Origin of the sequence: Klebsiella sp. KE9456, from assembly GCF_043832615.1 — a bacterium.
Lineage (GTDB): Bacteria > Pseudomonadota > Gammaproteobacteria > Enterobacterales > Enterobacteriaceae > Klebsiella > Klebsiella indica.
This window is the reverse complement of record NZ_JBDYQK010000002.1, coordinates 51468-75627: the sequence shown is the minus strand read 5'-3', so window position 1 is coordinate 75627 and position 24160 is coordinate 51468. Positions and strand designations below refer to the sequence as shown.

The following is a 24160-nucleotide window of genomic DNA, read 5'->3' as shown; positions in this document are numbered from 1 at the left end:
GGTGTTGCCGCTGGCCTGTTTTATCGTTAAGCGTGAGTTATAACGCGAGGAATACACCCGCGATTGTGGCGCTCATCAGGTTAGAGAGCGTACCTGCCGCAACGGCGCGGATACCCAACTGGGCAATATCCTGACGACGGTTAGGCGCCATTCCTCCTAACCCACCGATCAGAATCGCAATGGATGACAGGTTAGCAAAGCCGCAAAGCGCAAAAGAGATGATAGCCTTGGTATGCGTGGAAATCACCTGTAAACCTGCGGCGGCAACGTCAGCATCAGCTTTCAGATATTCACCAAAATTCATATAAGCGACAAATTCATTGATGATCAGCTTCTGGCCGATAAAAGAACCGGCAACGGTAGCCTCACTCCACGGTACGCCAACCACCCACGCCAGCGGCGAGAAAACCCAACCGAGGATCAATTGCAAAGAGAGATCGGGATAGTTAAACCAGCCGCCAACGCCGGAAAGAATACCGTTCACCAGCGCGATCAGGGCGATAAACGCCAACAGCATCGCGCCAACGTTAAGCGCTAACTGCATCCCGGAAGCCGCGCCGGAGGCGGCGGCATCCAGCACATTCGCCGGAGCCTCTGGGTCGGCGTCATTTTTCCCCATCGCCGGACTGTCCTGCGGTTTCTCGGTTTCCGGTACAATAATCTTCGCGAACAGCAGGCCGCCAGGCGCCGCCATAAACGAAGCGGCAATCAGGTATTCCAGCGGCACACCCATCTGCGCATAGCCGGCAAGAACCGACCCGGCAACAGACGCCAGGCCGCCGCACATCACCGCAAACAGTTCCGAGCGCGTCATCGTCGCAATATAAGGACGCACCACCAGCGGCGCTTCTGTTTGACCAACAAAGATATTCGCCGTGGCTGAGAGCGACTCCGTGCGCGAAGTTTTCAGCACCGCGCGCAGCGCCCCGCCAAGAATGCGAATAATAAACTGCATAATGCCGAGGTAGTAGAGTACCGCGATCAACGAAGAAAAGAAGACAATCACCGGCAGTACGCGGAGAGCGAAAACAAATCCACCGCCGCCGAAAACCTCAAACATCTTATCGGAAACCAGCCCACCGAAAATAAAGCTGATCCCCTCATTGCCATAAGCAATCACGTTGGCAACACCGTTCGACATGGCCAACAGCGCCGTGCGACCCGCCGGTACATAAAGAACCAGTGCACCGATCCCCACCTGGATAATCCAGGCGCCGAGGACGGTACGCAGATTGATGGCCTTTCGATTGCTGGAGAGAAGCACAGCGATAGCTAACAGCACCACCATGCCAAAAAGTCCCATGAGAATTTGCATACAGAATACCTGTGTATTAATAGTTCGACCTAAAAGCCACGCGATTATAACGGTATGAAATCATCATTCTCATTTCAGCTCACATATTTTAAGCAAATCGATGATATAAAAAGGCAATAATGAGATATCCGTCACTTAACAGATCGTCACAGGAGGGCAAAAACGTCTTTGGTATTACACATTATGGCATGGGCGATCACTTCCGCAGGTTCCCGTCGAAGCTCGCACAGGCTGGCGAAAACGCGAGCCACCTGTTCAGGGCTGTTCGGCTGTCCCTGAAAGCCATTCAATGGCATATCCGGCGCATCGGTCTCCAGCAGCAGCGCCGAAAGCGGCAACCTGGCCATCACATCGCGGGTCTTACTGGCGCGTGGATAGGTAATCGTCCCACCTACGCCAATTTTATAGCCCAACTGTACAAAGCGCTCCGCCTGCTGCAGGCTACCGGAAAAACCATGTACCACGCCGGTTCGCGGTAAAGCATGTTTTTTCAACAGCATCGCCAGCTTATCGTGGGTGCGTCTGGAGTGAATAATAACGGGAAGATCGTCACGTTTGGCCAGCCGCAGTTGCGCTTCAAATATTGAAATCTGGCGTTCAAACTGCGGATCTTCACGATAAAGATCGAGGCCGATTTCCCCCACCGCCACCAGCTTGTCGTGACGCCCGGTCAGACAGATTTCAAGCTGTTCAAGGCTACGCTCATCATGCCGCTCAATGACTATCGGATGTAAGCCCAGTGCGGCATATATCGCATCATGTTGCTCCGCCAGCGCCAATACCCGACTGAAATTATCCGCTTCAATTGCCGGTACCACGATCTGCGTAACGCCAGCGGCCGCCGCCCGGGCAAGACTGGCGGTTTCATCACCGGTAAAAGGTGGAAAGTCAAAGTGGCAGTGAGTATCAATAAATCGTAAGGTCACGCCAGATCCTCATTATTCATGCTGGTATCATTGGCCTGTGACGTGGCGACAATCGACGCCTGATGAATCTCATTGGCCACAGGTGCAGGCGGAACAACGCTCGTTTTCGGCACCGCGATACGCGGCGCATGGCGCAACAGCGGCGGCTGGTCGGCCAACAGTTTACCGATCGTGGCGAGGAAATAACGCCCGCACTGGCGTCCGGTTTTGTAGTCTTCCAGTAACGCCGGAATACGGCTACCTAACACCATACTCTTCAAGGGTTTCTGCGGATATATCTCCAGAATACGCAGCTTGCCCGGAGGTTTCTCAATAAACTGTTGCGTAGCACGATAGGTGGTTTCGTGATGCTGCACCAGGTTCACAAACGTCTGCAGGCTACTTTCGCCAAGCCACCGTTCCATTCGTTGAAACCACTTCGGCGTATAGTACATCTGGGAGGGAACGGTGCGAATCACCACGATGGTCTGCGCCCCCCGGCGGGCCGCTTCCTGCACGGGTATCGCGTCGCTGACGCCGCCGTCGAGGTAGCTGACGCCATCCAGCATCACGCCGCTGCGATAAAAGCCGGGAATAGCGCTGGACGCGCGGATCAGATCAAGCCAGGTTTGTTGGGTCGGGGAAAAATAATTTGCCATATAGTCATCACCCCGGCAGGCGCACATCCAGAACGCTTTTCCCTGCGCAAAGCGTTCTTCCGCGTAAGCCATTGCCAGCGGCATCCTTTGCGCGGTGGTCTCCACCAGCCAGTCCAGATCGATAAGGTTACCGCCGCGAACGAAACGCATCGGGTCGAAAAATTCGCGAGAGGTGGTATAACGCGTGATGACCTTACGGGCATAACCGGGTTGGTTACAGATATAGGCAGACAGGTTTTGCGCTCCGGCTGAAGTGCCAAACATCATATCGAATGGGTTAAATCCCGCGCGCATAAATTCGTCCAGCACTCCGGCGGTAAAAATCCCTCTCTGCCCCCCACCTTCGCACACCAGGGCGAGTTTGCCCGGCGGGAAGGGTTTTACAGATAATGGCGTGATGTTGCCCAGCGTAACGGGAATGCGATGCCCCACCCTGCTTCCTGCCTTACGTATTGTAAAAAACAAAGGTAACGCAATTTTTAACGCCCGAAAGCAGAGAAAGCCAGTCGCAGCGACTGGCTTTATGTAAGACGGTATTTCACAGGCTAACGTTCAGGGGCGCCGACGGCCGGTAAAGAGACTGACCAGAAACAGAATAATACCAACGATAAAGACAATTTTAGCAGCCCAGGCAGCGGTGCCCGCCAGGCCACCAAAGCCCAAGGCAGCGGCAATTAACGCGATCACCAGAAAAATAATACCCCATCTAAACATACGTCTCTCCTTACCAGAGTTAATGACGGTTGATTTTCTGCGCGTTCAGACCGCGCATACACAACCCTGTGGTGCTACACATTCAGCGGAAAGACCGCAGAGAAATGCTGTTAATGAATGGATTTATTTGACGCTAAGATCGTTTTTTACGCTTTTGACGCCGGAAACGGCCTGGGCAATCGCCTCCGCCCGCGCCGACTGTTTGCTGGAGGCGACCGTGCCGGATAAACGCACGATGCCATCGGTGGTCTCTACCTTCACGTTTCGCGACGGAACAATATCGTCAGCCAGTAATTTAGCTTTGATTTCACTGGTGACTGCCGTATCGCCAGCGTAACCCTTCAGGGACGCGGATTGTTCGTTCTGCACGCTAAGTTTGTCGTTAACGGAGGCCACACCTTCAACGGCTTTGGCAACGCTAAGCGCCTGTTTACGCTGCTCAGCGCTATCCACCGTCCCGCTTAACGTAACGACTTTATTTTCGGTTTTCACAGAAATATCGGTGCTGCTAATCTCTTTATGGTCAATCAGTGCCGCCTTCACTCTGGCGGTAATGGTGCTGTCATCCATGAAATTACCGACTTTATCCATCGAATTATCCACCGCCTGCCCCGCACGGCTGGCAGCAGATTTGACGCTATCGAGGGTTGAGTTTTCCGCATATGCCGAGGCGCTGATGATGGCTGAGCCGAAGAGGAGAGCCAGTACTGTCCTGGCGTTCTTTGGTCTTGTCATTGTGAGTTCCTCGTTATTTTTTAACAGATAAAGCAAAATAAGCAGTCTATTAAGCCAGAAATGTAAGAATGACTTATTAAATGTAGTAGAAAAACCAGAAAACGCGGCATGAGCAGGTAAAAAAGCGCGACGAAGCGCCACAATTAAGAACTTTCCAGACAGGCAATCGCAGAGGGTAAAGTGCGTGGAGCGCGGCGAAAACCGCGCTCCGGAGTGGATTAGTGTTCGCGTGTTTTTCGGAACTGCACGTCAGGATAACGTTCCTGGGTCAGGTTCAGGTTAACCATCGTCGGAGCGATATAAGTGAGGTTATCACCGCCATCAAGCGCTAACTGAGTTTCGTTCTTACGCTTAAACTCTTCGAACTTTTTCACGTCGGTTGATTCAACCCAGCGCGCAGTCGCCACGTTAACCGATTCGTAAATCGCCTCTACGTTATATTCGCTCTTCAGACGCGCCACAACTACGTCAAACTGCAGCACACCAACGGCCCCGACGATCAGATCGTTGTTAGAGATCGGACGGAAAACCTGCACCGCCCCCTCTTCAGAGAGCTGGACCAGCCCTTTCAGCAGTTGTTTTTGCTTCAGCGGATCTTTCAGGCGAATACGACGGAACAGCTCCGGCGCGAAGTTCGGGATACCGGTGAACTTCATCATCTCGCCCTGGGTAAAGGTATCGCCAATCTGAATGGTGCCGTGGTTGTGCAGACCGAGAATATCCCCCGGATACGCCTCTTCCACATGGGAACGATCGCCAGCCATAAAGGTCAGGGCGTCAGAGATCACCACGTCTTTGCCCGTGCGAACCTGGCGCATTTTCATGCCCTTCTCGTACTTGCCGGAAACGACGCGCATAAACGCCACGCGGTCACGGTGTTTCGGGTCCATATTGGCCTGAATCTTAAACACGAAGCCGGTGAACTTCTCTTCTTTCGCTTCTACCTTACGGGTATCAGTCTGACGTGGCATCGGCGCGGGCGCCCATGCCACCAGGCCGTCCAGCATATGGTCAACGCCGAAGTTACCCAGCGCGGTACCGAAGAAAACCGGCGTGATTTCACCGGCCAGGAACAGCTCTTTATCGAACTCGTTAGAAGCGCCCTGCACCAGTTCCAGCTCGTCGCGCAGCTGCTGCGCCAGGTCTTCGCCCACGGCAGCATCGAGTTCCGGGTTGTTCAGACCTTTAACAATGCGCACTTCCTGAATGGTGTGGCCTTTGCCGGTCTGGTACAGGTAAGTTTCGTCTTTATAAAGGTGGTAGACGCCTTTGAACAGCTTACCGCAGCCAATCGGCCAGGTGATCGGCGCACAGCCAATTTTCAGCTCATTTTCCACTTCATCCAGCAGTTCCATCGGGTCGCGGATGTCACGGTCCAGTTTGTTCATAAAGGTCAGGATCGGCGTATCGCGCAAGCGGGTAACTTCCATCAGCTTACGGGTACGATCCTCAACGCCTTTCGCGGCGTCGATAACCATCAGGCAGCAGTCTACCGCCGTCAGGGTACGGTAGGTATCTTCGGAGAAGTCTTCGTGCCCGGGGGTATCCAGCAGGTTAACCAGACAGTCGTGATACGGGAACTGCATAACGGAGGTGGTAATAGAGATGCCACGCTGCTTTTCCATCTCCATCCAGTCAGATTTCGCATGCTGGCTGGAGCCACGGCCTTTTACCGTACCAGCGGTCTGAATCGCCTGTCCGAATAACAGCACCTTTTCCGTAATGGTGGTTTTACCGGCATCCGGGTGAGAAATAATGGCAAAAGTGCGGCGCTTAGCCACCTCCTGCAAATATGGAGACAACGTCATAATTCAATCTTCTTAGTAAACGCGACAACGCGCCGCGCATGTTGAATACGAAAAAATTGCGGCTATTTTACCCATCAATGGAGGGGAGGCAATCAGTGTTTACACAGGCGTTGCTCCAGTTCGCTTAACGAGGTGACCGTCCAGTCCGGATGGAGATCCGCAGGCAGTTCCCGTTGATGAGGGTTGAACCAACAGGTCGCCAGACCGGCGTTGACGCCGCCACGAATATCCGACTCAGCGGTATCGCCGACCATCAACACCCGGGAACGCTCGGGATTTCCCGCCTGCGCCAGCGCATAGTCAAAAATACGCACATCCGGCTTCGCCACCCCAACCTCTTCGGAAATAATCAATAAATCAAAGTGATCGCATAATCCGGTACGCTCAAGTCGCGTCTGCTGCAGTGAGGTAAAACCGTTGGTGATAATCCCCATTTTCACCTTCCCCTGCAACGCATTAAGTAACGATACCGCCCCCGGCAGCGGCGAACAGATCTCCGCCATCGAATTCATAAATGCGGCATTCAATTCGCCAGGGGGGACATTCAGCCGTTCGGCCCAGTTATCGAAGCGCTGATGCTGCAGTTGAAGAGACGTGATAGCGCCGTTCTGATAATCCACCCACAGCGGCTTATTCACGGCCTGGTAATCCTGAAAATCCTCGGCGGAAAACGTCACGCTATAATCGAGAAACATTCGCTGCAGACCGCTAAATGAGTCGAACGTAAATAACGTTTCATCGGCATCAAAGAAAATCCAGTCCCATTTCATCGTCTCACCTTGTCTTACATACTGATTGGCAGCGCCATAATGATTGCATCCTCACGCCCGTCGACCGTGGGATAATAGTTGCGACGAAGGGTCGCCTCGTTAAAGCCTAAGCGCTCATAGAGTGCGATGGCGGCGAGATTAGAGGCGCGCACCTCCAGCCACAGGGTGACGACGCCGCGTTTTTCCACTTCGTCAATCACATGTTCCAGCAGTTCTCTGCCGAGGCCGCGACGCTGAAAAGCAGGATCGACCGCGATATTAAAGAGTGTTGCTTCGTCGAGCACGATTTGCGTAATGGCAAAGGCCGCCATCTCGCCGTCCACTGCCAGTTGAAAATTGAGATAGCGTTCTCCCTGATTGCTGGCAAACGTCTGCTCGCTCCAGGGAAACGCGTGAGCGCGCGTTTCGATTTGCCAGGCGCGGGGCAAATCAGCCGCGTTGAGGGTAGAAATCGTGTTCATGTGCGCAAATTTGTTGCCAGAGCGCCCTGCGGGCAGGCGTACTGGTTTGAAGTTCATCGAATGCGGGTGTCGATATCTGAGCCCCCGCCAGCGGCAGCGGTTCGTCCGTGCCCAATCGCCAGCTATTACAGCGGGTATCCTGCGGCAGCATCGCGACACGTTCAGGCGTCAATTGCATAACCTGTTCCGGGGCCAGGGCCAGCGCGCGTAAAATATCACTGACCAGCGGTTCGCTAAGCGATGGCAATGCTTCCGCCACCATCACCAGACGGATACTCCCGGGCAGCGAGATAGCGATTTCACCCTGTAACGCCCCAGGACGACGTAGCGACCACTGAGTAATCCCCAGTTGCTGTAATTGCCAGTCTCGTCGGGATGTCATAGCGAAACACTCCTGTTAATCCAGCGCGCAATATAACAAATCCGTCGTATCTGCGCCAACAAAGCCGCTGCCGCTGGTCGGTGTCCCGCGTCTGACAAAGAGGCAGCCCGAAAGATAACGTGTATAATCGGCGCCAGTCTCAATGAAGGAGTGTTTCATGTCCGCTTTTACCCCGGCAAGTGAAGTCTTGCTGCGCCACAGTGATGATTTCGAGTCCGCCCGCGTTCTGTTTGCCGGTGACCTGCAGGATGATCTGCCCGCACGTCTGGACACAGCCGCCAGCCGCGCCCATACCCAGCAGTTTCACCACTGGCAGGTACTGAGCCGCCAGATGGGTGAACATGCCCGCTTTAGTCTGGTCGCTGAAGCCAGCGACGTCGCCGGTTGCGACACACTTATTTACTACTGGCCAAAGAACAAGCCGGAAGCGCAGTTTCAGTTGATGAACCTGCTTTCGCTATTACCCACAGGTAGCGATATTTTCGTGGTTGGCGAGAACCGCAGCGGCGTACGCAGCGCGGAGCAGATGCTGGCCGAATATGCGCAGCTAAGCAAAATCGACAGCGCGCGGCGCTGCGGGCTGTATCACGGTCGTCTGGAAAAACAGCCCGAATTCAATCCACAACAGTATTGGGGCGAATACGCGCTGGACAATCTGACAATTAAAACCCTGCCGGGCGTCTTCAGTCGCGATGGGCTGGATATTGGCAGCCAGTTGCTCCTTTCTACCCTGACACCCCATACGAAAGGCAAAGTGCTTGATGTCGGCTGCGGCGCTGGCGTGCTGGCAACCGTGCTGGCAAGCCATTCACCAAAAGTTCGTTTAACCCTGTGCGACGTCAGCGCTCCGGCGGTAGAGGCCAGCCGCGCCACGCTTGCCGCCAACGGCATGGAAGGGGAAGTGTTCGCCAGCAACGTCTTCTCCGAAGTGAAGGGGCGCTTCGACATGATTATCTCCAACCCGCCTTTCCATGATGGTCTGCAGACCAGTCTGGAAGCCGCGCAAACGCTGATTCGCGGGGCCGTCCGTCATCTGAATAGCGGCGGAGAGTTGCGTATCGTCGCCAACGCCTTCCTGCCTTATCCGAACGTGCTGGATGAGACCTTCGGCTTTCACGAAGTTATCGCCCAAACCGGTCGCTTTAAGGTCTACCGGACGGTTATGACCCATCAGGCAAAGAAATAATCTTTCACCTGTTCCGGCGACAGCGCATGCCTGTCGCCGACATCCCCCTTCAGCCGTCCATTTTTGCAACAATCAATCCAACTGATACAATTAACTATTGACGAATAGCTGAAAACCACTAGAATGCGCCTCCGTGGTAGCGATACTTTCATAGTGTCGATGGTATGCGAAGGTGGCGGAATTGGTAGACGCGCTAGCTTCAGGTGTTAGTGTCCTTACGGACGTGGGGGTTCAAGTCCCCCCCCTCGCACCAAAACCACGTTGATATTGCTCGCACTGGGCGAAGGTGGCGGAATTGGTAGACGCGCTAGCTTCAGGTGTTAGTGTTCTTACGGACGTGGGGGTTCAAGTCCCCCCCCTCGCACCAACGAGGCGATATCAAAAATGAAGAATACTGTGCGAAGGTGGCGGAATTGGTAGACGCGCTAGCTTCAGGTGTTAGTGTCCTTACGGACGTGGGGGTTCAAGTCCCCCCCCTCGCACCAATATTCTTCCTCTTCTGAATTATCCCATCAGCCTTAAATTCATTATCATCAGCATCATCCCACTTACCAGCGCGAGACATGACGGTAACAGAACGAAATGCCGTAACTGACGATGCCAAATCATCGCGGCTGACATCAGCATTCCTGAAGTGACTAATCCGCGCCAGGCCTCAACCGACAAATCGGCAAAACCGAGGGCGGTAATCAATATGCCAGGGATCAGAACGCCCCAACCACTCCCTAAGGTTCGCTGCAACATGTTTCCACCTCTCACAACGATAATGATAACCAATATCATATGGTAATTTTTATCATTTGTCATATCTGGTAAGCTGCAAGACTCTATTCTTTACGTTTACGGTAATGACATACATTCATGAAGGTGATAAATTAAGCGGACGAAAACTATATATTAAAATTCCTGATTAATGCACAAAAAAGCTTATTTTGTGTGGTGTTTTTTCATTATTTATTTTTAGCACCCATCATATTGTATTTTAACGACTAATAATGACTACCCCAACATGACTGCACAATCCTGGCGCGTACATCACAAGCAAAAATATCAGTATTCCTTACGGCTCTTCCTGTTGCTTAGTTTTGTTTCTGCCACGTTGTCTCTGGTCAGTCCACTCTTTAGCGTCATTACTTATACTCTGCCTTGCTTTATGATTGTTGGCTGCAGTACGGTTTTGTTGCTATGGCACTGGCGATTTTCCCGGCGTAAAATAAGTATTTCAGTTATTTCTCTTATATTTGGCCTGCTTTGGGCATGGCACATTGCGGTAAAATCAGCGGTGATAGGTTCACCGCATTTTAACTACCTGGTGATTGCCTTATTAAGCGTACTGTTTATTGGCACTATTGCTTTTTCCAGCAATATCATTGCGTTCACCCTGTACTCTTTGCCGACATTTACTGTCTGTTTGATTCTTGATGACAGAGGGCAATGGATACGGATGTGCTGGTACTTTTTTCTGCCCATTGTCGGTATCACGCTACAGAACGTCATTCAGAAGCGTAGCGAAATATTCACTCAAGGGCTTATGGATAAGCTTCTGAAGGAACGTAACACGCTTAACGATCTCAGTATGTTAGATCCGCTTACTGGTTTGTATAACCGCCGAGGTTTACAGAATCAGTTGAATACTGTTCTTTCATTAGAAAATACCGAGCACTACGTTCTGCTGCTGGATATTGATCATTTCAAAGCTTACAACGATCATTATGGGCATATGATGGGCGATCAGGCGCTGATTCAGGTCTCCGCCGCCATCCGCAACGCCGTGCGCTCACGCGATATCGTTGCCCGCTTTGGCGGCGAAGAATTTATGGTGCTGTTGACCAACAGTACGGCGGAAAATGCGCTTCAGGCTGCGGAACGGATCCGTCAACGAGTCTACGACCTGAAAATTCCCCATATGTTTAATGAAAGTGTCGCGACCAATGTCACTATCAGTATTGGTATGACGCCGCTGATTGATGCCGATGTTGATAGTGCGCTGAAACGGGCGGATAACGCCCTTTATGAAGCCAAAAATATGGGGCGTAACATCATTCTCGCCAGCTAGATCTGGCTGTCCCCCTGCACGACATCATCGCGTAGACAAATCTCTTGCCAGGTCAACGCCAGGATATTAATATCAAAAATCATTCTCATTTATATTTTCATTTTATATCAGATGGCTTACCGATCACTCTCATTCAACAATGATCTCATCTGGCGGGCGCCGCTCCCTTCGCCTGAGCAGGCATTGGCGAATACGATTCGGGACAAGATCGCGACATTACGCCCCCATCTGTTGGATTTTCTCCGACTGAATGAACAAGCGCCACATCATGCATTAACCCTGACGGAATGGTCACAGCCGGTGGCGCTAAGTTCCCTGCTGGCGACGTATTCAGACCACATTTATCGCAACCATCCCAAGCATGCGCGTGAACAAAAACCGTTGTTATCCCTGTGGGCGCAATGGTACATCGGTTTACTGGTTCCGCCGCTAATGCTGGCTCTGCTGAGCGAGGAGCGTGCCATTAGCCTGGCGCCGGAGCATATTCGCGTCGAATTTCATGAAACTGGCCGTGCCGCCTGTTTTTGGATCGCCATCCATTCAGCGGAGAACATCTCCGGACAATCCGCTTCATCACGAATGGAAAGGCTGGTCACCCATGCTTTACAGCCCGTCGTTCAGGCGCTGGAAGCCACTGGTGATATCAACGGCAAGCTTATCTGGAGCAATACTGGCTATCTGATCAACTGGTATCTGGGGGAAATGAAAGCCCTGCTGGGGGATGAAAAAGTCACCGAAATTCGCCAACACTGCTTCTTTGAAAAACAGCTTGCCGACGGTCAGGATAACCCGCTGTGGCGAACGGTGGTTTTACGCGAAGGACAGCTCGTGCGCCGCACCTGCTGCCAGCGCTATCGTCTGGCGGATGTTCAACAGTGCGGCGACTGTACGCTGAAATAGCCTTCTCCTGAAACGGGCGACCAGCCCGGCCACCCGTCATGTTTATGCCGTCTGCTGACTCTCCGCGGCAATACGCTGCGCCTCTTCTGCCTCCTGGGTCAGCAACTGTTTCTCGTACACTTTAAAGAATGGGAAATAAATGATCGCCGAAACGCACGCCAGAATAACGACCAGAATAGCTGCCCGGAAATCCCAGCCTAACGCCCATGCGCCGCCAATCGGTGCCGGCGCCGTCCACGGCACCACTGAAATCACCCGGCTAATCAGGTCCAGCTTCATTGTCGCCCAGGCCAGTACCGCATTAACCATCGGCGCCAACAGGAAAGGAATAAAGAACACCGGATTCATCACAATTGGCGTACCGAAAATCACCGGTTCGTTGATGTTAAACAGGCTTGGCACCACGCTCAAACGACCAATCGAACGCAAATGCGCGGAGCGACTGCGCAGATAGCAAAATACCAGCCCCATTGTGGCTCCCGAACCACCAATGACGATAAAGAATGTCCAGAACGCTTCCATAAAGATATGCGGTAACGGTGCGCCCTGCGCCAGGGCCTGCTGGTTCATGCCAAGATTGGTTAGCCAGAACATCTGCAGCATACCGGAGACAATCGCCGCACCGTGGATACCGGCAAACCACAACAGATGAGCAATCAGTACCGCCAGTAAAATGGCGGGCAACGAATCCGCCGCAGAAACCAGCGGTTTGAAGATAGCCATAATGGCCTGAGGGATCAGCATATCGAAATGATGCTGAATAAACAGACTGAGCGGATAGAGCGTCACCACCACAACCAGCACCGGGATCAGCAGATCAAAAGAGTTTTTAATCATCGGCGGCACCTGATCCGGCAGGCGAATACCGATGTTATGCGCTTTCAGAAAGCGCATCATTTCGACGCAGTAAACCGCCACAAGAAGGGCGGTAAAGATCCCCGTTCCCCCCAGACTATCAACCGGCAAACTGCCATTCGTCTTTGGTGCCGCTACGAGCAGAAAGGCCATAATCGACAGCATCGCGCACATAAAAGGATCAAGCTGATTCGTTTTTTCGTAATGCTTGCCGAGGTTATAGGCAATCGCGGCACAAATATAGATAGACATAATGCCCATCGTCATATCAAACGGCGTCAGAATTCGCCCCTCATACTCTTTTGCCAGATCCAGCCAGGCACGGGCAATCCCCCAGGTGGTATCCGGCGAAAACGGCGGGTAAGCAAAGACGAGAAGAAAAGAGCCAACAATCATAAACGGCATGGCGGAAATAAAACCGTCGCGGATAGCCATAACATGGCGCTGAGACGAAATACGTCCCGCGGCCGGGCTGATGTAATTTTCTACAAAGCGAAATATCAAATTAAATGCAGCATGGTTAGCAGACATAGCAGCCCTCCTGACAGGCTAGATAAACAGTCCCGGCAACGATTATCTTGCCGCAGCAATGACCCCGGCTTGGTGAGTGGGTCAGCACGTCGGATAGCACTCCTGGCGCACTGGCTGCGCAACCAGATCCGGTTCATATACGGCTCTTTTGTTATAGGTGACGCGGGAAATCACGTTGCCAGTATTCATATCTATATGAAAACCCGCAACCGGTTACAGTAACCGGTTGCAGTGATTGTGAAGGAGATCCAGAAATTGGAAAGATTCTTGATTATCCCCCAATGATATTTACACTTTGCGAAGCTTGTGACAGATTTTTAACAAGCCTTAATCAGGAGATTCCAATGAGTCTGCAGTCCGTGCGGCAGTTCTTTGCTGACCGCGCCCCCGATATCGAAATCATCGAACTTAATCAGAGTACAGCAACGGTCGCCTTAGCCGCAGCGGCGCATAACGTTGAGCCCGGGCAAATAGCAAAAACCCTGTCCTTAAAAGTCAAAGAAAGTGTCGTACTTGTTGTCGCGAAAGGCGATGCACGCCTGGATAATAAAAAACTCAAGGAAGCGTTCGGCGCTAAAGCACGTATGCTAAGCAGTGATGAGGTGGTTACGCTAACCGGGCATCCCGTCGGTGGTGTGTGCCCATTTGGCCTGGAAATTCCGCTGGCGGTTTACTGTGACATATCACTCAAGCAATACCCCGAAGTCCTGCCAGCCGCAGGATCAATCCATAGCGCCGTTCGCATTTCACCCGAACGAATGGCGCAGTTGACTGACGCCACCTGGATTGATGTTTGCTGTTAAGTAACACCAGGCTGGAGAGAGCAGGCCTCTCGTGCTTCTGGCAACATCCGAGCTCCACTACAGGCGCAGCAGAATATCTGCTGCGCTCAATAGCCCCATATCAGAACTGACGCCAAGCTTAGTCATCGCATTCGATTTATGCGCACGGATAGTTTTGATATTTCGTTTCAGCTGCGTCGCTATCTCCGCCAGGGAATAGCCGTAGGACATATATCTCAGAATCGTATGTTCCATTGGGCTCAGGATCTGATGACACAACCTCGTTTTTGGGTTCATATCTGCCGCATTTACCTGAGGGTTGAGATTAAGAATCTGCAGCAAGCGTTCCTGCAACTCAATCCGACACGCCGATTTATTCAACAGACCATGTAAACGAGAAGATACCAGATGAACGATCAAACGCATTTCGGCTTCATCATTTGCCAGGACAATTCTTTGTATTTCAGGGTAATAGTGTGCGACTTCATTAAGGAAAAGTAAACTTTCCAGACGCGCTCGACGATTACCCGAAAGTGAAAAAATAATCGCGGAAAAATTATCAGATTTAAATGCTTGCTTTAATGTCTGAGTATCTTTAAAAAAACGAACACAAAATTTCTTATCGCTTTCATTCATTAATATGTGGTGAAGCGCCACTTCCGTCATCGTACATTTTTCGACGACAGCAATATATCGCGTTATGTGATTATTTTCCATTCTGCCGGTCCTCATTGGCCGAATCAATATTCAGCGTTCTCATTCCCTGAACACTGTTAATCCAGGCATACATTTCTGCGTTGCTGCGTAAAGATAAGCGCCGCATAGCGCTATTTTTTTGCGCGCTTATTGTTTTATTACTTTTCTTCAATAAAGCGGCGATTTGATTAATTCCCCACCCTTTTGCGAGAAGCCTCAGCACCTTCCGCTCAGAAAACGTCAGTATGGCCCGTTGATGCATCTCTTCATCAATATTTCCCCTTTCCGGGCGGCATCCCACCTCGCTGACGCGTTCAGTCGCATTTCCTCCGGGGCAAATCGCGTCAATGAGGTAGTTCACCGGTTCACTGTTAGAAATTAATGTGCTTCCCGACCGCATTAATAACTCAACCGCTAATGGATAACAGGCATCTCCGGCCATAAATACCCAGTGTATATTCTGATATTGAATCATTAAAGAATGGTAATATTCACATATATCTCCAGGTTGATCGATTCCGCTGGAGAGATCTGCAATAACCAGCAGCGCACAACGTAATTGTAGTAAGGTTAACGCTTCCGGAGAGCGACAGAAACTGAATTCGTAATCAGGGCGATACTCCCCCACAATGGCCTTTAGCCCACACTGCATAACCGGAGCGCTACTAATAATAATACAGTGCTTCCCCTCTCCTGGTAACATAAACTCTCCGCTTCCTGTTGAAGATTCAGCCCAGGCAAAAGATCAGATGAATAATTGTGCATCCATCAGATTATTCTGCCGAAATAAATCTTTGTCGTCCCTGGCGAGCACACTATCTCGTGCGCTGAAGTCAATTTATATTATGGCGAGCAACATATTGCCGTTATCCATGCCAATAATTAACATTAACACAGGTATTTGTCAGCAATAAATTAGAAATGGTTAAAACCTTCGTTAGATATGCTAACGCAAGAGAGATGAGCCAACTATGATTTATTTTATTTTCTTCCGAAATGCTTTAGGTGATTCCCCACTATAGCGACGAAAGAAACGGGAGAAATAAGCAGCCTCAGTAAATCCCAAATAATCAGAAAGTTGCGCAATTGTCATGCTGGTATACTGCAGGTTACGACGAGCCTCAAGCATCAACCGTTGATGTAGAACGCCCAGCGCGCTACAGCCATAAAATTCATGGCATAAATAATTCAGATGCGTCACAGATATACCAACCCGCCGGGCATAACCCGTCAAAGGCATATGCTCGCGATAGTGGCTTTCAATAAGACGCGAAAAATGACGCATGACGGTGCGCTTACGCTCAGCTTTATCCTCCGTGATTAGCTGCGGTCGATACCGCCGGTTTAACCAGACCAGCAGCGCCCCCAACAGCGAATGCAGCATCATTTCGCGCGCATCATGATCCTCACGGTACTCTTCCTGTATGGCGGTAAACAGGGCCCGGATATGGCTCCTGGACGTTTTCACCGGCACACACTGCGGCTGGTCGAGTACATCCAGTTGCCGCCCAAACTGATTTTCGAAACCTCTAAGCAGCGGCAACGCCAGCGATAAAACATATCCTTCCGTTCCCGGCGAAAAATGAAACCCATGAATACATAACGCCGGAACAACCTGAATACAGGATTCCGTCATCACGGTGGTGGCCCCTTCAATTTCGATGGCAGCCTGCCCTTTATGCAGATACAGCAATTGCACCAACTCCGCATGCTGATGCACGCGGATATGCCATTCATACAGACGGCTACGCTGCAGTATCGATTCACAGTGCAAAAGGTCGGGCGTTGGCCAGTCGCGATCTTCACCATACAGTTTAAAAACGGGAACGATGTTATCTGTCTGCATGATGGCTCCGGATCTTATCGCTTACGCCACACACACCATCGGCAGACCGACATAGTTTTCAGCGATAGTGGTTAAACCGGCACGTGATTCAAGAAAATAGCGACGGTCCGCCGCCTGCATTTTTCTGTCAAACTCGCTTTGCTGGGGGAAGTCATGCAACAGACGCGTCATAAACCAGCTGAATCGCTCACCTTTCCAGACACGATCCAGCGCCAGACGAGAATAGCTTGCTAACAGATCGGCGCGTCCATGGTGATAATATTCACGCAGGATCCGCCACAAATAGTTGACATCGGATGCCGCCAGATTCAGCCCTTTTGCCCCCGTTGGCGGTACGATATGCGCCGCATCCCCCACCAGAAATAATCGCCCATACTGCATCGGTTCCACCACGTAGCTACGCAGCGGCGCGATACTTTTCTCAAGTGAGTGACCAACCACTAACTTATTCGCCAGATCATCAGGCAACCGACGTTTGAGCTCATCCCAGAAACGTTCATCAGACCATGCTTCAACCTTTTCACTGAGCGGTACCTGCAAGTAGTAGCGGCTTCTGGTTAGTGAACGCTGACTGCAAAGCACAAACCCACGCTCATGATGGGCGTAAATGAGCTCCGGATTAACCGGCGGCGTATCCGCCAGCAGCCCAAGCCAGCCAAACGGCCAGACGCTTTCATACTCTTTAAGGATGCCGTCAGGAATACTTTGCCGGGAAACACCGTGAAACCCATCGCAGCCCGCAATAAAGTCGCACGCCAGACGGTAGTTTTCACCATCGCAGCGAAACGAGATCGAGGGCCGGTCGCTTTTCGCATCATTAATGATGATGTCCGTAACGCCATACATAATCGGTGCTGCGCATTCCGCACGCGCCGCCATTAAATCGCGCGTCACTTCGGTCTGCCCATAAACCATGACGCTTTTGCCTTCAGTAAGCTCCGTCAACGCAACCGGTACGCGCTGTCCCTCAAACAGAAACTCGATCCCGTGGTGCACCAGACCCTCAGCATCCATCCGCCGGGCAGCGCCCGCTTCACGCAACAACTCCACCGTTCCAGTTTCCAGAATCCCCGCACGAATCCGCCCTAACACATACTCAGGCGTTTGCCGCTCAAGAATGACCGTCTGGATCCCCGCGTTATGTAACAACTGCCCCAGCAGGAGTCCGGAAGGACCCGCGCCGATAATCGCAACCTGTGTTTTCATAGGATCGCCTCGGTAAGTTAATTATTTGTTGATTTTTTGTTTATTAGAAGTTCGAATTTGCATTTTTGATAAGTCGGGCAGGAAAAAGAAGGTAAGAATTGGTGCAAAAATTGCACTTTTTATCAATCTTGCGGAAATGTGGCAGAGGTCAAATTCCAGAGGCCAACAGACGGGCGATTTTTTACACATTGTTTGATCCTGACCGCTCAGCTAAAACAAGACTTCAGGTAAAAGTATCGCCAGACACGACAGCATCAGGCATCACGGACAGCAGGTATTTATGCAAGCAACGCAGGCAACTCAACGCGCAATCACGCGATTGTGCATTCAATGTGGTCTTTTCTTATTACAACATGGCGCAGAGAGCGCACTGGTTGAGGAGCTTTCAATCCGCCTGGGACGGGCATTGGGAATGGATAGCGTTGAAAGCGCCATCTCTTCCAACGCGATTGTGCTCACCACCATTAAAGATGGTGAATGTCTGACGTCAACGCGGAAAAATGCCGATCGCGGCATCAACATGCATGTCGTTACGGAAGTTCAACATATTGTGATTATGGCGGAGCATAAGCTGCTGGATTATAAGGATGTTGAAAAGCGGTTCGCGCAAATCAAACCGCTGCGCTATCCGCGCTGGCAGTTGGTTTTAATGGTCGGCCTCTCCTGCGCCTGCTTTTGTAAACTCAACAATGGCGGTTGGGACGGGGCATTGGTGACCTTCTGCGCCAGCGCGGTGGCCATGTATATTCGCCAGGTACTCACTCACCGCTCAATGCATCCGCAGATTAACTTCTGCCTTACCGCCTTTGTGGCCACCACAATATCCGGACTGATGCTGCGTCTTCCGGCTTTTGCCGGTACGCCGACAATCGCGATGGCCGCCAGTGTACTGCTGTTGGTTCCCGGTTTTCCGCTGATTAATGCCGTTGCCGACATGTTTAAAGGGCATATCAATACCGGTCTTGCACGCTGGGCCATCGCCAGTCTGCTAACGCTCGCCACCTGCATTGGTGTGGTGATGGCAATGACCATATGGGGGTTACGCGGATGGGTATAATCATGTATCTCCTCGCCCTTGCGCAGGATATGGTCCTGGCGGCTATTCCTGCCGTAGGTTTTGCCATGGTATTTAACGTGCCGCAGCGCGCGCTGCGCTGGTGCGCCCTGCTGGGGGCCATCGGCCACGGTTCGCGCATGGTGATGATGACGGCGGGTGTTAATATTGAGTGGTCGACATTTATGGCCTCCCTGCTGGTTGGCTGCATCGGGATCCAGTGGTCCCGTTGGTATCTGGCGCACCCGAAAATTTTCACCGTTGCGGCCGTCATCCCTATGTTTCCCGGTATATCCGCCTATACCGCGATGATTTCAGCGGTAAAAATCAGCCACTTTGGCTATTCGCAAGAGATGATGGTGATGCTCTTGAGCAACTTTCTTAAGACCTCGTCTATTGTTGGCGCATTATCTATCGGCCTTTCTATTCCAGGCCTGTGGCTCTACCGCAAACGTCCGCGCGTATAACGGTTCGCGCCGCCGGGTCACCTGCGGCGCTCCTTCCTGAGCGCACCCTATGCTACTATGTGTGCAGTTCCCCTCTTTCATTGTCGTTCAGAGTTGAGATTGATTTATGTCTTCACGCATATTAACTACCGATTTTAGCGGTCTGGATGACTTCATGCAGGATCACGCAACGGTACTGGCAAAATCGGCCAGCGGCGTCGTCGCCGTCTTCGCCAACAATGCCCCCGCATTCTATGCGCTCACGCCGGAACGTCTGGCAACGTTGCTGGAACTGGAGGCCAGACTATCGCGCCCTGGTAGCGATATTGCGCTGGACGCGCAGTTTTTTGCCGAGCCTCCTCAGGCGGAACCTTGCGTCGTGCCGATGGGTAAATTTCCAATGTATGCCGACTGGCAGCCGGATGCGGATTTCCAGCGTCTGGCCGCGCTTTGGGGCATTGCCCTGAGCCAGCCCGTCACGCCGGAAGAACTGGCCGCGTTCATCGCTTACTGGCAGGCGGAAGGCAAGGTCTTTCATCATGTCCAGTGGCAACAGAAGCTGGCGCGCAGCGTGCAGATTGGCCGGGCCAGCAACGGGGGTCAGCCGCGACGCGATGTCAACGCGATCAGCGAACCTGATAACCATATTCCACGAGGATTCCGAGGATGAGCATGAAAAATGTCGGCGATTTAATGAAGCGCCTGCAAAAAATGATGCCAGCCCATATCGAACCCGCGTTTAAAACAGGTGAAGAACTGCTGGCCTGGCAAAAAGAGCAGGGCAAACTGCGTTCGGAAGCGCTGGCGCGTGAAAACCGCGCCATGAAAATGCAGCGCACGTTTAACCGCTCCGGCATTCGCCCGCTGCATCAGAACTGTTCGCTGGATAATTACCGGGTAGAGTGCGAAGGCCAGATGATCGCGCTATCCAGGGCGCGACAGTACGTCGAGGAGTTCGACGGCAACATCGCCAGTTTTATCTTCTCCGGCAAACCGGGCACCGGAAAAAATCATCTCGCCGCCGCAATCTGCAATGAACTGCTGCTACGCGGTAAGTCAGTATTAATTATTACCGTCGCCGATATTATGTCGGCGATGAAAGAAACATTTAGCAACCGGGAAACCAGCGAAGAGCAGCTCCTTACTGACCTGAGTAAGGTCGATCTGCTGGTGATTGACGAAATCGGCATGCAAACGGAATCGCGCTACGAGAAGGTCATCATCAACCAGATTGTCGACCGCCGCTCTTCATCAAAACGCCCTACCGGCATGCTGACTAACAGCAATATGGACGAAATGAATAAACTGCTTGGCGAGCGCGTTATGGATCGCATGCGACTCGGCAACAGCCTGTGGGTCAATTTTAACTGGGACAGTTATCGCGACCGTGTGACCGGGAAAGAGTATTAAGATATTTCTGAACCCTGCCAGCGCTATAATTACACGATCGTTAAATCACGGCGAAGAGTATGTCTATGAAATCTACAAAAATGTTGTTCCGCACGGCGATGGTGTCAGCCGCTTTACTGACTTTCGGCGCCCACGCCAGCTCCTGGCAGGATTCTCTTTCCAGCGCCGCTAACCAGCTCAGCGCCCAGAGCGATAGCCAGCAAAGCAGCGGTATATCCCTCTCCTCGCTCACCGGCTTACTAAACGGCGGAAGCCAGTCGTTGACTTCCAGCAGCATGAATAATGCCGCCGGGATTATGTCCTATTGTGCGAAACAGAAGCTGGCATCGGTAACTAATGGCGAAAACATCAAAAACCAGGTTCTGGATAAACTGGGCCTCAACACTGAGGAGAAGCAAAAAGAGGACACCAACTACCTTGAGGGCCTTCAGGGGCTATTAAGTAGCAAAGACGGCCAGCAGTTGAATCTGAATAGCCTTGGCAGCAGCCCACTGGCGGAAAAAGTGAAAACTAAAGCCTGCGATCTGGTCTTAAAACAGGGCGTTAACTTCCTCTCCTGATCCCTTCCTTATTATGCCGCGTTTGGCGACTTAGCTCCGCCAGCGCGGCCGTCATGGCAATTTGTTGCACAGATGTCAGTTTGAGCCCCCTCCGGGCACGATGTGAAGCAGATCAAAAACGGCGTTTTCTAAACCAATTCTGAACCAAAGCACAATTTCATGACCCTATAATTGCAGCAATATGAAGCGGCAATTACAGTGTAGTGTGGAAAATGATCTGCCCCGGCCAGCCGACAGCTGGCATGAATGAGGATGAGCTGTGTCTGAGTTGTTATCTATCGCCCTGTTTCTTGCCTCGGTGATGATTTACGCATTAAAAGCAGGTCGTAATACCTGGTGGTTCGCCGTCACGCTCACCGTACTGGGCCTGTTCGTTATTCTGAATATTACCCTTTACGCCAGCGATTACTTCACCGGCGACGGTATCAACGATGCAGTACTCTATACATTGACCAACAGCCTGACGGGCGCAGGCGTGAGCAAATATATTTTGCCAGGTATTGGGCTGGTGATCGCGCTGGTTGCGGTGTTTGCTGCGCTCGGCTGGGTGCTGCGCCGTCGTCAGCATCATCCTCATCATTTTGGCTACAGCCTTGCCGCACTGGTTCTGGCGATGGCCTCAGTCGATGCCAGCCCCGCCTTTCGCCAGATTAGCGAACTGGTCAAATCCCAGTCACGCGATGGCGATCCCGATTTTGTGGCTTACTATAAAGAACCGTCAAAGAGCATTGCACATCCGAAGCTGAACCTGGTGTATATCTATGGGGAAAGCCTTGAACGGACTTATTTTGACAACGACGCGTTCCCGAAGCTGACTCCCGAACTCGGAAAACTGAAAAACGAGGGTCTGGATTTCAGCAATACCGCCCAGCTACCGGGTACCGACTACACCATTGCCGGGATGGTCGCCTCCCAGTGCGGGATCCCGCTGTTTGCGCCGTTTGAAGGCAATGCATCGGCCTCGGTCTCCAGCTTTTTCCCGCAAAATATCTGTCTGGGCGATATCCTGAAAAACTCCGGCTACGAAAACTACTTCGTCCAGGGGGCTAACCTGCGCTTCGCCGGCAAAGATGTCTTCCTCAAATCTCACGGCTTCGATCATCTGTACGGTGCGGAAGAGCTCAAAGCAACGGTCGCCGATCCCACCTATCGTAACGACTGGGGATTCTACGATGACACCGTTCTTGATGAGACCTGGAAAAAATTCGTCGCCCTTTCACAATCGGGAAAACGCTTCTCGCTGTTCGCGCTGACGGTCGATACCCATCATCCGGATGGTTTTATCTCCCGCAGTTGCCAGCGAAAAAGCTACGAAATCGATGGTAAAAAGAACCTTTCCTTCAGCGCCGTTTCCTGTAGTCAGGAGCATATTGCCGCGCTGATTAACAAGATAAAAGCCTCGCCCTGGTTCAAAAACACGGTCATCGTCGTATCTTCCGATCACCTGGCGATGAAAAACACCGCGTGGGATTATCTGAACAAACAGGATCGCCGGGATCTTTTTTTCGTCCTGCGCGGCGATCAACCGCAGCAGGATATCCTGACGGTCAAGCGTAATACGATGGACAACGGCGCAACGGTGCTTGATATCCTCGGCGGCGATAACTTTATTGGCCTTGGCCGAAGCAGCCTTTCCGGCGAGTCGCTTTCCGCTATTTTCCTGAACATGAAAGAAAAAGTGCTGGCATGGAAGCCAGATATCATCCGGCTGTGGAACTTCCCTAAAGAGATGAAGAATTTCACCGTCGATGCGCAGAAGAACATGGTTTCATTTTCCGGCAGCCATTTCCGCCTGCCGTTACTGCTGCGTATCTCCAGTAAGCGCGTTGAACCGCTGCCGGAAAGCGAATACTCTGCGCCATTGCGCTTTCAGTTGGCTGATTTTGCCCCGCGCGACAACTTCGTCTGGATCGATCGCTGCTACAAGATGGGCCAGCTATGGTCGCCGGCGCTGGCGCTCTCTACGGACTGGTGCGTATCGCAGGGACAGTTGGGCGGCGAACAGCACGTCCAGCGTGTCGACAAAGCGCAATGGCAGGGCAAGACGGCGTTCAACGATACCCTTATCGACATGGGGCGCTATAAGAGCAATGTTAATACCCTGAAGATTGTCGATAACGATATTCGTTATAAAGCCGACAGTTTCATTTTTAACGTTGCCGGCGCGCCGGAGGAAGTGAAACAATTCAGCGGCATTTCCCGCCCGGAATCATGGGGGCGCTGGTCCAACGCGCAGCTTGGCGGTGACGTGAAGATAGAATATAAAGCGCCGCTGCCGGAGAAATTCGATCTGGTGATTACCGCCAAAGCCTATGGTCCGAATGCCAATAAGCCAATTCCCGTACGCGTTGGCGACAGCGAGCAAACGCTCACGCTGGCTAACACCGTCACCACCACCACCCTGCATTTTGATAATCCGTCACGCAGCAATACCTTGACCATTACGCCGCCAGATCCGCAGTCAACCAACGAGGGCAATATTCTCGGTCACTCCCCACGCCAGCTCGGTATCGGTATGGTTGAGATCAAAGTGGTAAAACGCGAAGGATAAAATAAACCCGCCCGGCGACTTTCTGTGCCGGGTCGTGGTGACTAAGGCCGGAAATCAGCCATGCAGCGGCTTTAACTCATCCGCCGACAGTCCGGTAATCCGCTGTATCGTCTCGGTATCTAAACCGTTCTTCAGCATACTATCGGCAATACGCAGCGCTTCCCGCCTGCTCCCTTCCTGCCGGCCTTCCTGCCGGCCTTCCTGCCTCCCCTCTTGCCGACCTTCTTGTCGACCTTCCTGCTTGAGTTTTTGAGCGATAGACATCAACCAACAGGAACTGGCGGTTATAATGGGAGTGGTGCTTATGATGCGGGAAATCCGCCAACCGTTGG

Annotated in this window: 25 protein-coding genes, 3 tRNA genes and 1 pseudogene; 13 read left to right on the top strand and 16 right to left on the bottom strand. The window is 52.0% G+C overall.

Annotation, left to right across the window (positions count from 1 at the left end; translation table 11 throughout):
- Nucleotides 1-37 precede the first annotated feature (37 nt).
- From ABK821_RS02620 to ABK821_RS02580, 9 genes are all read right to left on the bottom strand, one after another.
- Nucleotides 38-1315: a NupC/NupG family nucleoside CNT transporter gene (locus tag ABK821_RS02620; protein ID WP_138361845.1), complete on the bottom strand. Its 1278-nt coding sequence runs from the start codon at nt 1313-1315 to the stop codon at nt 38-40.
- Nucleotides 1316-1461: 146 nt separating this feature from the next.
- Nucleotides 1462-2241 (bottom strand): TatD family hydrolase, encoded by a 780-nt coding sequence (locus tag ABK821_RS02615; protein ID WP_138361844.1) that lies wholly within the window; start codon nt 2239-2241, stop codon nt 1462-1464.
- Nucleotides 2238-3311, bottom strand: coding sequence for a patatin family protein (locus ABK821_RS02610; RefSeq protein ID WP_138361843.1), 1074 nt, complete (start codon nt 3309-3311; stop codon nt 2238-2240). The genes ABK821_RS02615 and ABK821_RS02610 overlap by 4 nt, the downstream gene beginning before the upstream one ends.
- A gap of 120 nt (nt 3312-3431) precedes the next feature.
- Entirely contained in the window at nt 3432-3593 is a 162-nt protein-coding gene (locus ABK821_RS02605) for a DUF1328 domain-containing protein (RefSeq protein ID WP_071200058.1), read from the bottom strand.
- Between the two features lie 123 nt (nt 3594-3716).
- The gene (osmY, locus tag ABK821_RS02600; protein WP_308564564.1) at nt 3717-4328 is read right to left on the bottom strand and encodes a molecular chaperone OsmY; all 612 of its coding nucleotides are present in this window, start codon (nt 4326-4328) and stop codon (nt 3717-3719) included.
- Between the two features lie 218 nt (nt 4329-4546).
- Nucleotides 4547-6136, bottom strand: a complete 1590-nt coding sequence (gene prfC, locus ABK821_RS02595; RefSeq protein ID WP_138361841.1) for a peptide chain release factor 3 — start codon at nt 6134-6136, stop codon at nt 4547-4549.
- 92 nt (nt 6137-6228) lie between these two features.
- Entirely contained in the window at nt 6229-6906 is a 678-nt protein-coding gene (yjjG, locus tag ABK821_RS02590; protein ID WP_142503049.1) for a pyrimidine 5'-nucleotidase, read from the bottom strand.
- A gap of 14 nt (nt 6907-6920) precedes the next feature.
- Nucleotides 6921-7367, bottom strand: a complete 447-nt coding sequence (gene rimI, locus ABK821_RS02585; protein ID WP_138361839.1) for a ribosomal protein S18-alanine N-acetyltransferase — start codon at nt 7365-7367, stop codon at nt 6921-6923.
- Complete coding sequence (locus ABK821_RS02580; RefSeq protein WP_138361838.1) at nt 7336-7749, bottom strand: DNA polymerase III subunit psi; 414 nt, start codon at nt 7747-7749, stop codon at nt 7336-7338. The genes rimI and ABK821_RS02580 overlap by 32 nt, the downstream gene beginning before the upstream one ends.
- Before the next feature lie 157 nt (nt 7750-7906).
- Here ABK821_RS02580 and rsmC point away from each other — a divergent pair, with 157 nt between their 5' ends.
- The 4 genes from rsmC (at nt 7907) to ABK821_RS02560 (ending at nt 9420) form a co-directional block, all read left to right on the top strand.
- A complete protein-coding gene (rsmC, locus tag ABK821_RS02575; protein ID WP_138361837.1) occupies nt 7907-8935 on the top strand; it encodes a 16S rRNA (guanine(1207)-N(2))-methyltransferase RsmC in 1029 nt (342 codons plus the stop codon).
- A gap of 166 nt (nt 8936-9101) precedes the next feature.
- A tRNA-Leu gene (locus tag ABK821_RS02570) sits at nt 9102-9188 on the top strand.
- Between the two features lie 27 nt (nt 9189-9215).
- Nucleotides 9216-9302, top strand: a tRNA-Leu gene (locus ABK821_RS02565).
- Between the two features lie 31 nt (nt 9303-9333).
- Nucleotides 9334-9420: transfer RNA gene (locus tag ABK821_RS02560), tRNA-Leu, on the top strand.
- A gap of 19 nt (nt 9421-9439) precedes the next feature.
- Here ABK821_RS02560 and ABK821_RS02555 read toward each other — a convergent pair.
- Nucleotides 9440-9679, bottom strand: a complete 240-nt coding sequence (locus tag ABK821_RS02555; RefSeq protein WP_138361836.1) for a DUF1435 domain-containing protein — start codon at nt 9677-9679, stop codon at nt 9440-9442.
- A gap of 265 nt (nt 9680-9944) precedes the next feature.
- Between ABK821_RS02555 and ABK821_RS02550 the strand changes: the two genes are divergently transcribed.
- Nucleotides 9945-10991 (top strand): GGDEF domain-containing protein, encoded by a 1047-nt coding sequence (locus tag ABK821_RS02550; RefSeq protein ID WP_138361835.1) that lies wholly within the window; start codon nt 9945-9947, stop codon nt 10989-10991.
- A 111-nt stretch (nt 10992-11102) separates the two neighbouring features.
- The gene (gene fhuF / locus ABK821_RS02545) at nt 11103-11891 is read left to right on the top strand and encodes a siderophore-iron reductase FhuF (protein WP_343178661.1); all 789 of its coding nucleotides are present in this window, start codon (nt 11103-11105) and stop codon (nt 11889-11891) included.
- Between the two features lie 42 nt (nt 11892-11933).
- On the opposite strand, the gene ABK821_RS02540 is transcribed toward fhuF, so the two are convergent.
- Nucleotides 11934-13277, bottom strand: coding sequence for a PTS sugar transporter subunit IIC (locus ABK821_RS02540; protein WP_138361833.1), 1344 nt, complete (start codon nt 13275-13277; stop codon nt 11934-11936).
- 344 nt (nt 13278-13621) lie between these two features.
- Here ABK821_RS02540 and ABK821_RS02535 point away from each other — a divergent pair, with 344 nt between their 5' ends.
- Nucleotides 13622-14080, top strand: a complete 459-nt coding sequence (locus ABK821_RS02535; RefSeq protein WP_343178660.1) for a YbaK/EbsC family protein — start codon at nt 13622-13624, stop codon at nt 14078-14080.
- 57 nt (nt 14081-14137) lie between these two features.
- Here ABK821_RS02535 and bglJ read toward each other — a convergent pair whose 3' ends face one another.
- The 4 genes from bglJ to pobA all read right to left on the bottom strand — a co-directional run bounded on the left by bglJ (nt 14138) and on the right by pobA (nt 17807).
- On the bottom strand, nt 14138-14776 hold the full coding sequence (bglJ, locus tag ABK821_RS02530; RefSeq protein ID WP_171034904.1) for a DNA-binding transcriptional activator BglJ: 639 nt from the start codon (nt 14774-14776) through the stop codon (nt 14138-14140).
- Nucleotides 14766-15458, bottom strand: coding sequence for a LuxR C-terminal-related transcriptional regulator (locus ABK821_RS02525; protein ID WP_395033809.1), 693 nt, complete (start codon nt 15456-15458; stop codon nt 14766-14768). Before ABK821_RS02525 ends, bglJ begins: the two co-directional genes overlap by 11 nt.
- A 273-nt stretch (nt 15459-15731) precedes the next feature.
- On the bottom strand, nt 15732-16601 hold the full coding sequence (locus tag ABK821_RS02520; protein ID WP_138361831.1) for a helix-turn-helix domain-containing protein: 870 nt from the start codon (nt 16599-16601) through the stop codon (nt 15732-15734).
- Nucleotides 16602-16622: 21 nt separating this feature from the next.
- Nucleotides 16623-17807: a 4-hydroxybenzoate 3-monooxygenase gene (gene pobA, locus ABK821_RS02515; protein ID WP_343178659.1), complete on the bottom strand. Its 1185-nt coding sequence runs from the start codon at nt 17805-17807 to the stop codon at nt 16623-16625.
- Between the two features lie 280 nt (nt 17808-18087).
- Between pobA and ABK821_RS02510 the strand changes: the two genes are divergently transcribed.
- From ABK821_RS02510 to opgB, 6 genes are all read left to right on the top strand, one after another.
- Nucleotides 18088-18864: a threonine/serine exporter ThrE family protein gene (locus ABK821_RS02510; RefSeq protein WP_343178658.1), complete on the top strand. Its 777-nt coding sequence runs from the start codon at nt 18088-18090 to the stop codon at nt 18862-18864.
- Entirely contained in the window at nt 18855-19328 is a 474-nt protein-coding gene (locus tag ABK821_RS02505; protein ID WP_138361828.1) for a threonine/serine exporter, read from the top strand. Before ABK821_RS02510 ends, ABK821_RS02505 begins: the two co-directional genes overlap by 10 nt.
- Nucleotides 19329-19434: 106 nt before the next feature.
- On the top strand, nt 19435-19977 hold the full coding sequence (gene dnaT / locus ABK821_RS02500) for a primosomal protein DnaT (protein WP_138361827.1): 543 nt from the start codon (nt 19435-19437) through the stop codon (nt 19975-19977).
- Nucleotides 19978-19979: 2 nt separating this feature from the next.
- A complete protein-coding gene (dnaC, locus tag ABK821_RS02495; protein ID WP_138362050.1) occupies nt 19980-20717 on the top strand; it encodes a DNA replication protein DnaC in 738 nt (245 codons plus the stop codon).
- A 65-nt stretch (nt 20718-20782) separates the two neighbouring features.
- Nucleotides 20783-21277 carry a DUF2501 domain-containing protein gene (locus tag ABK821_RS02490; RefSeq protein ID WP_138361826.1) on the top strand — a complete coding sequence of 165 codons (495 nt, stop codon included), beginning with the start codon at nt 20783-20785 and terminating at the stop codon, nt 21275-21277.
- A 259-nt stretch (nt 21278-21536) separates the two neighbouring features.
- The gene (opgB, locus tag ABK821_RS02485; RefSeq protein ID WP_343178657.1) at nt 21537-23828 is read left to right on the top strand and encodes a phosphatidylglycerol--membrane-oligosaccharide glycerophosphotransferase; all 2292 of its coding nucleotides are present in this window, start codon (nt 21537-21539) and stop codon (nt 23826-23828) included.
- Between the two features lie 54 nt (nt 23829-23882).
- Here opgB and ABK821_RS02480 read toward each other — a convergent pair.
- Nucleotides 23883-24095, bottom strand: a pseudogene (locus ABK821_RS02480) (ISNCY family transposase); the annotation flags it as partial.
- Nucleotides 24096-24160: the final 65 nt, after the last annotated feature.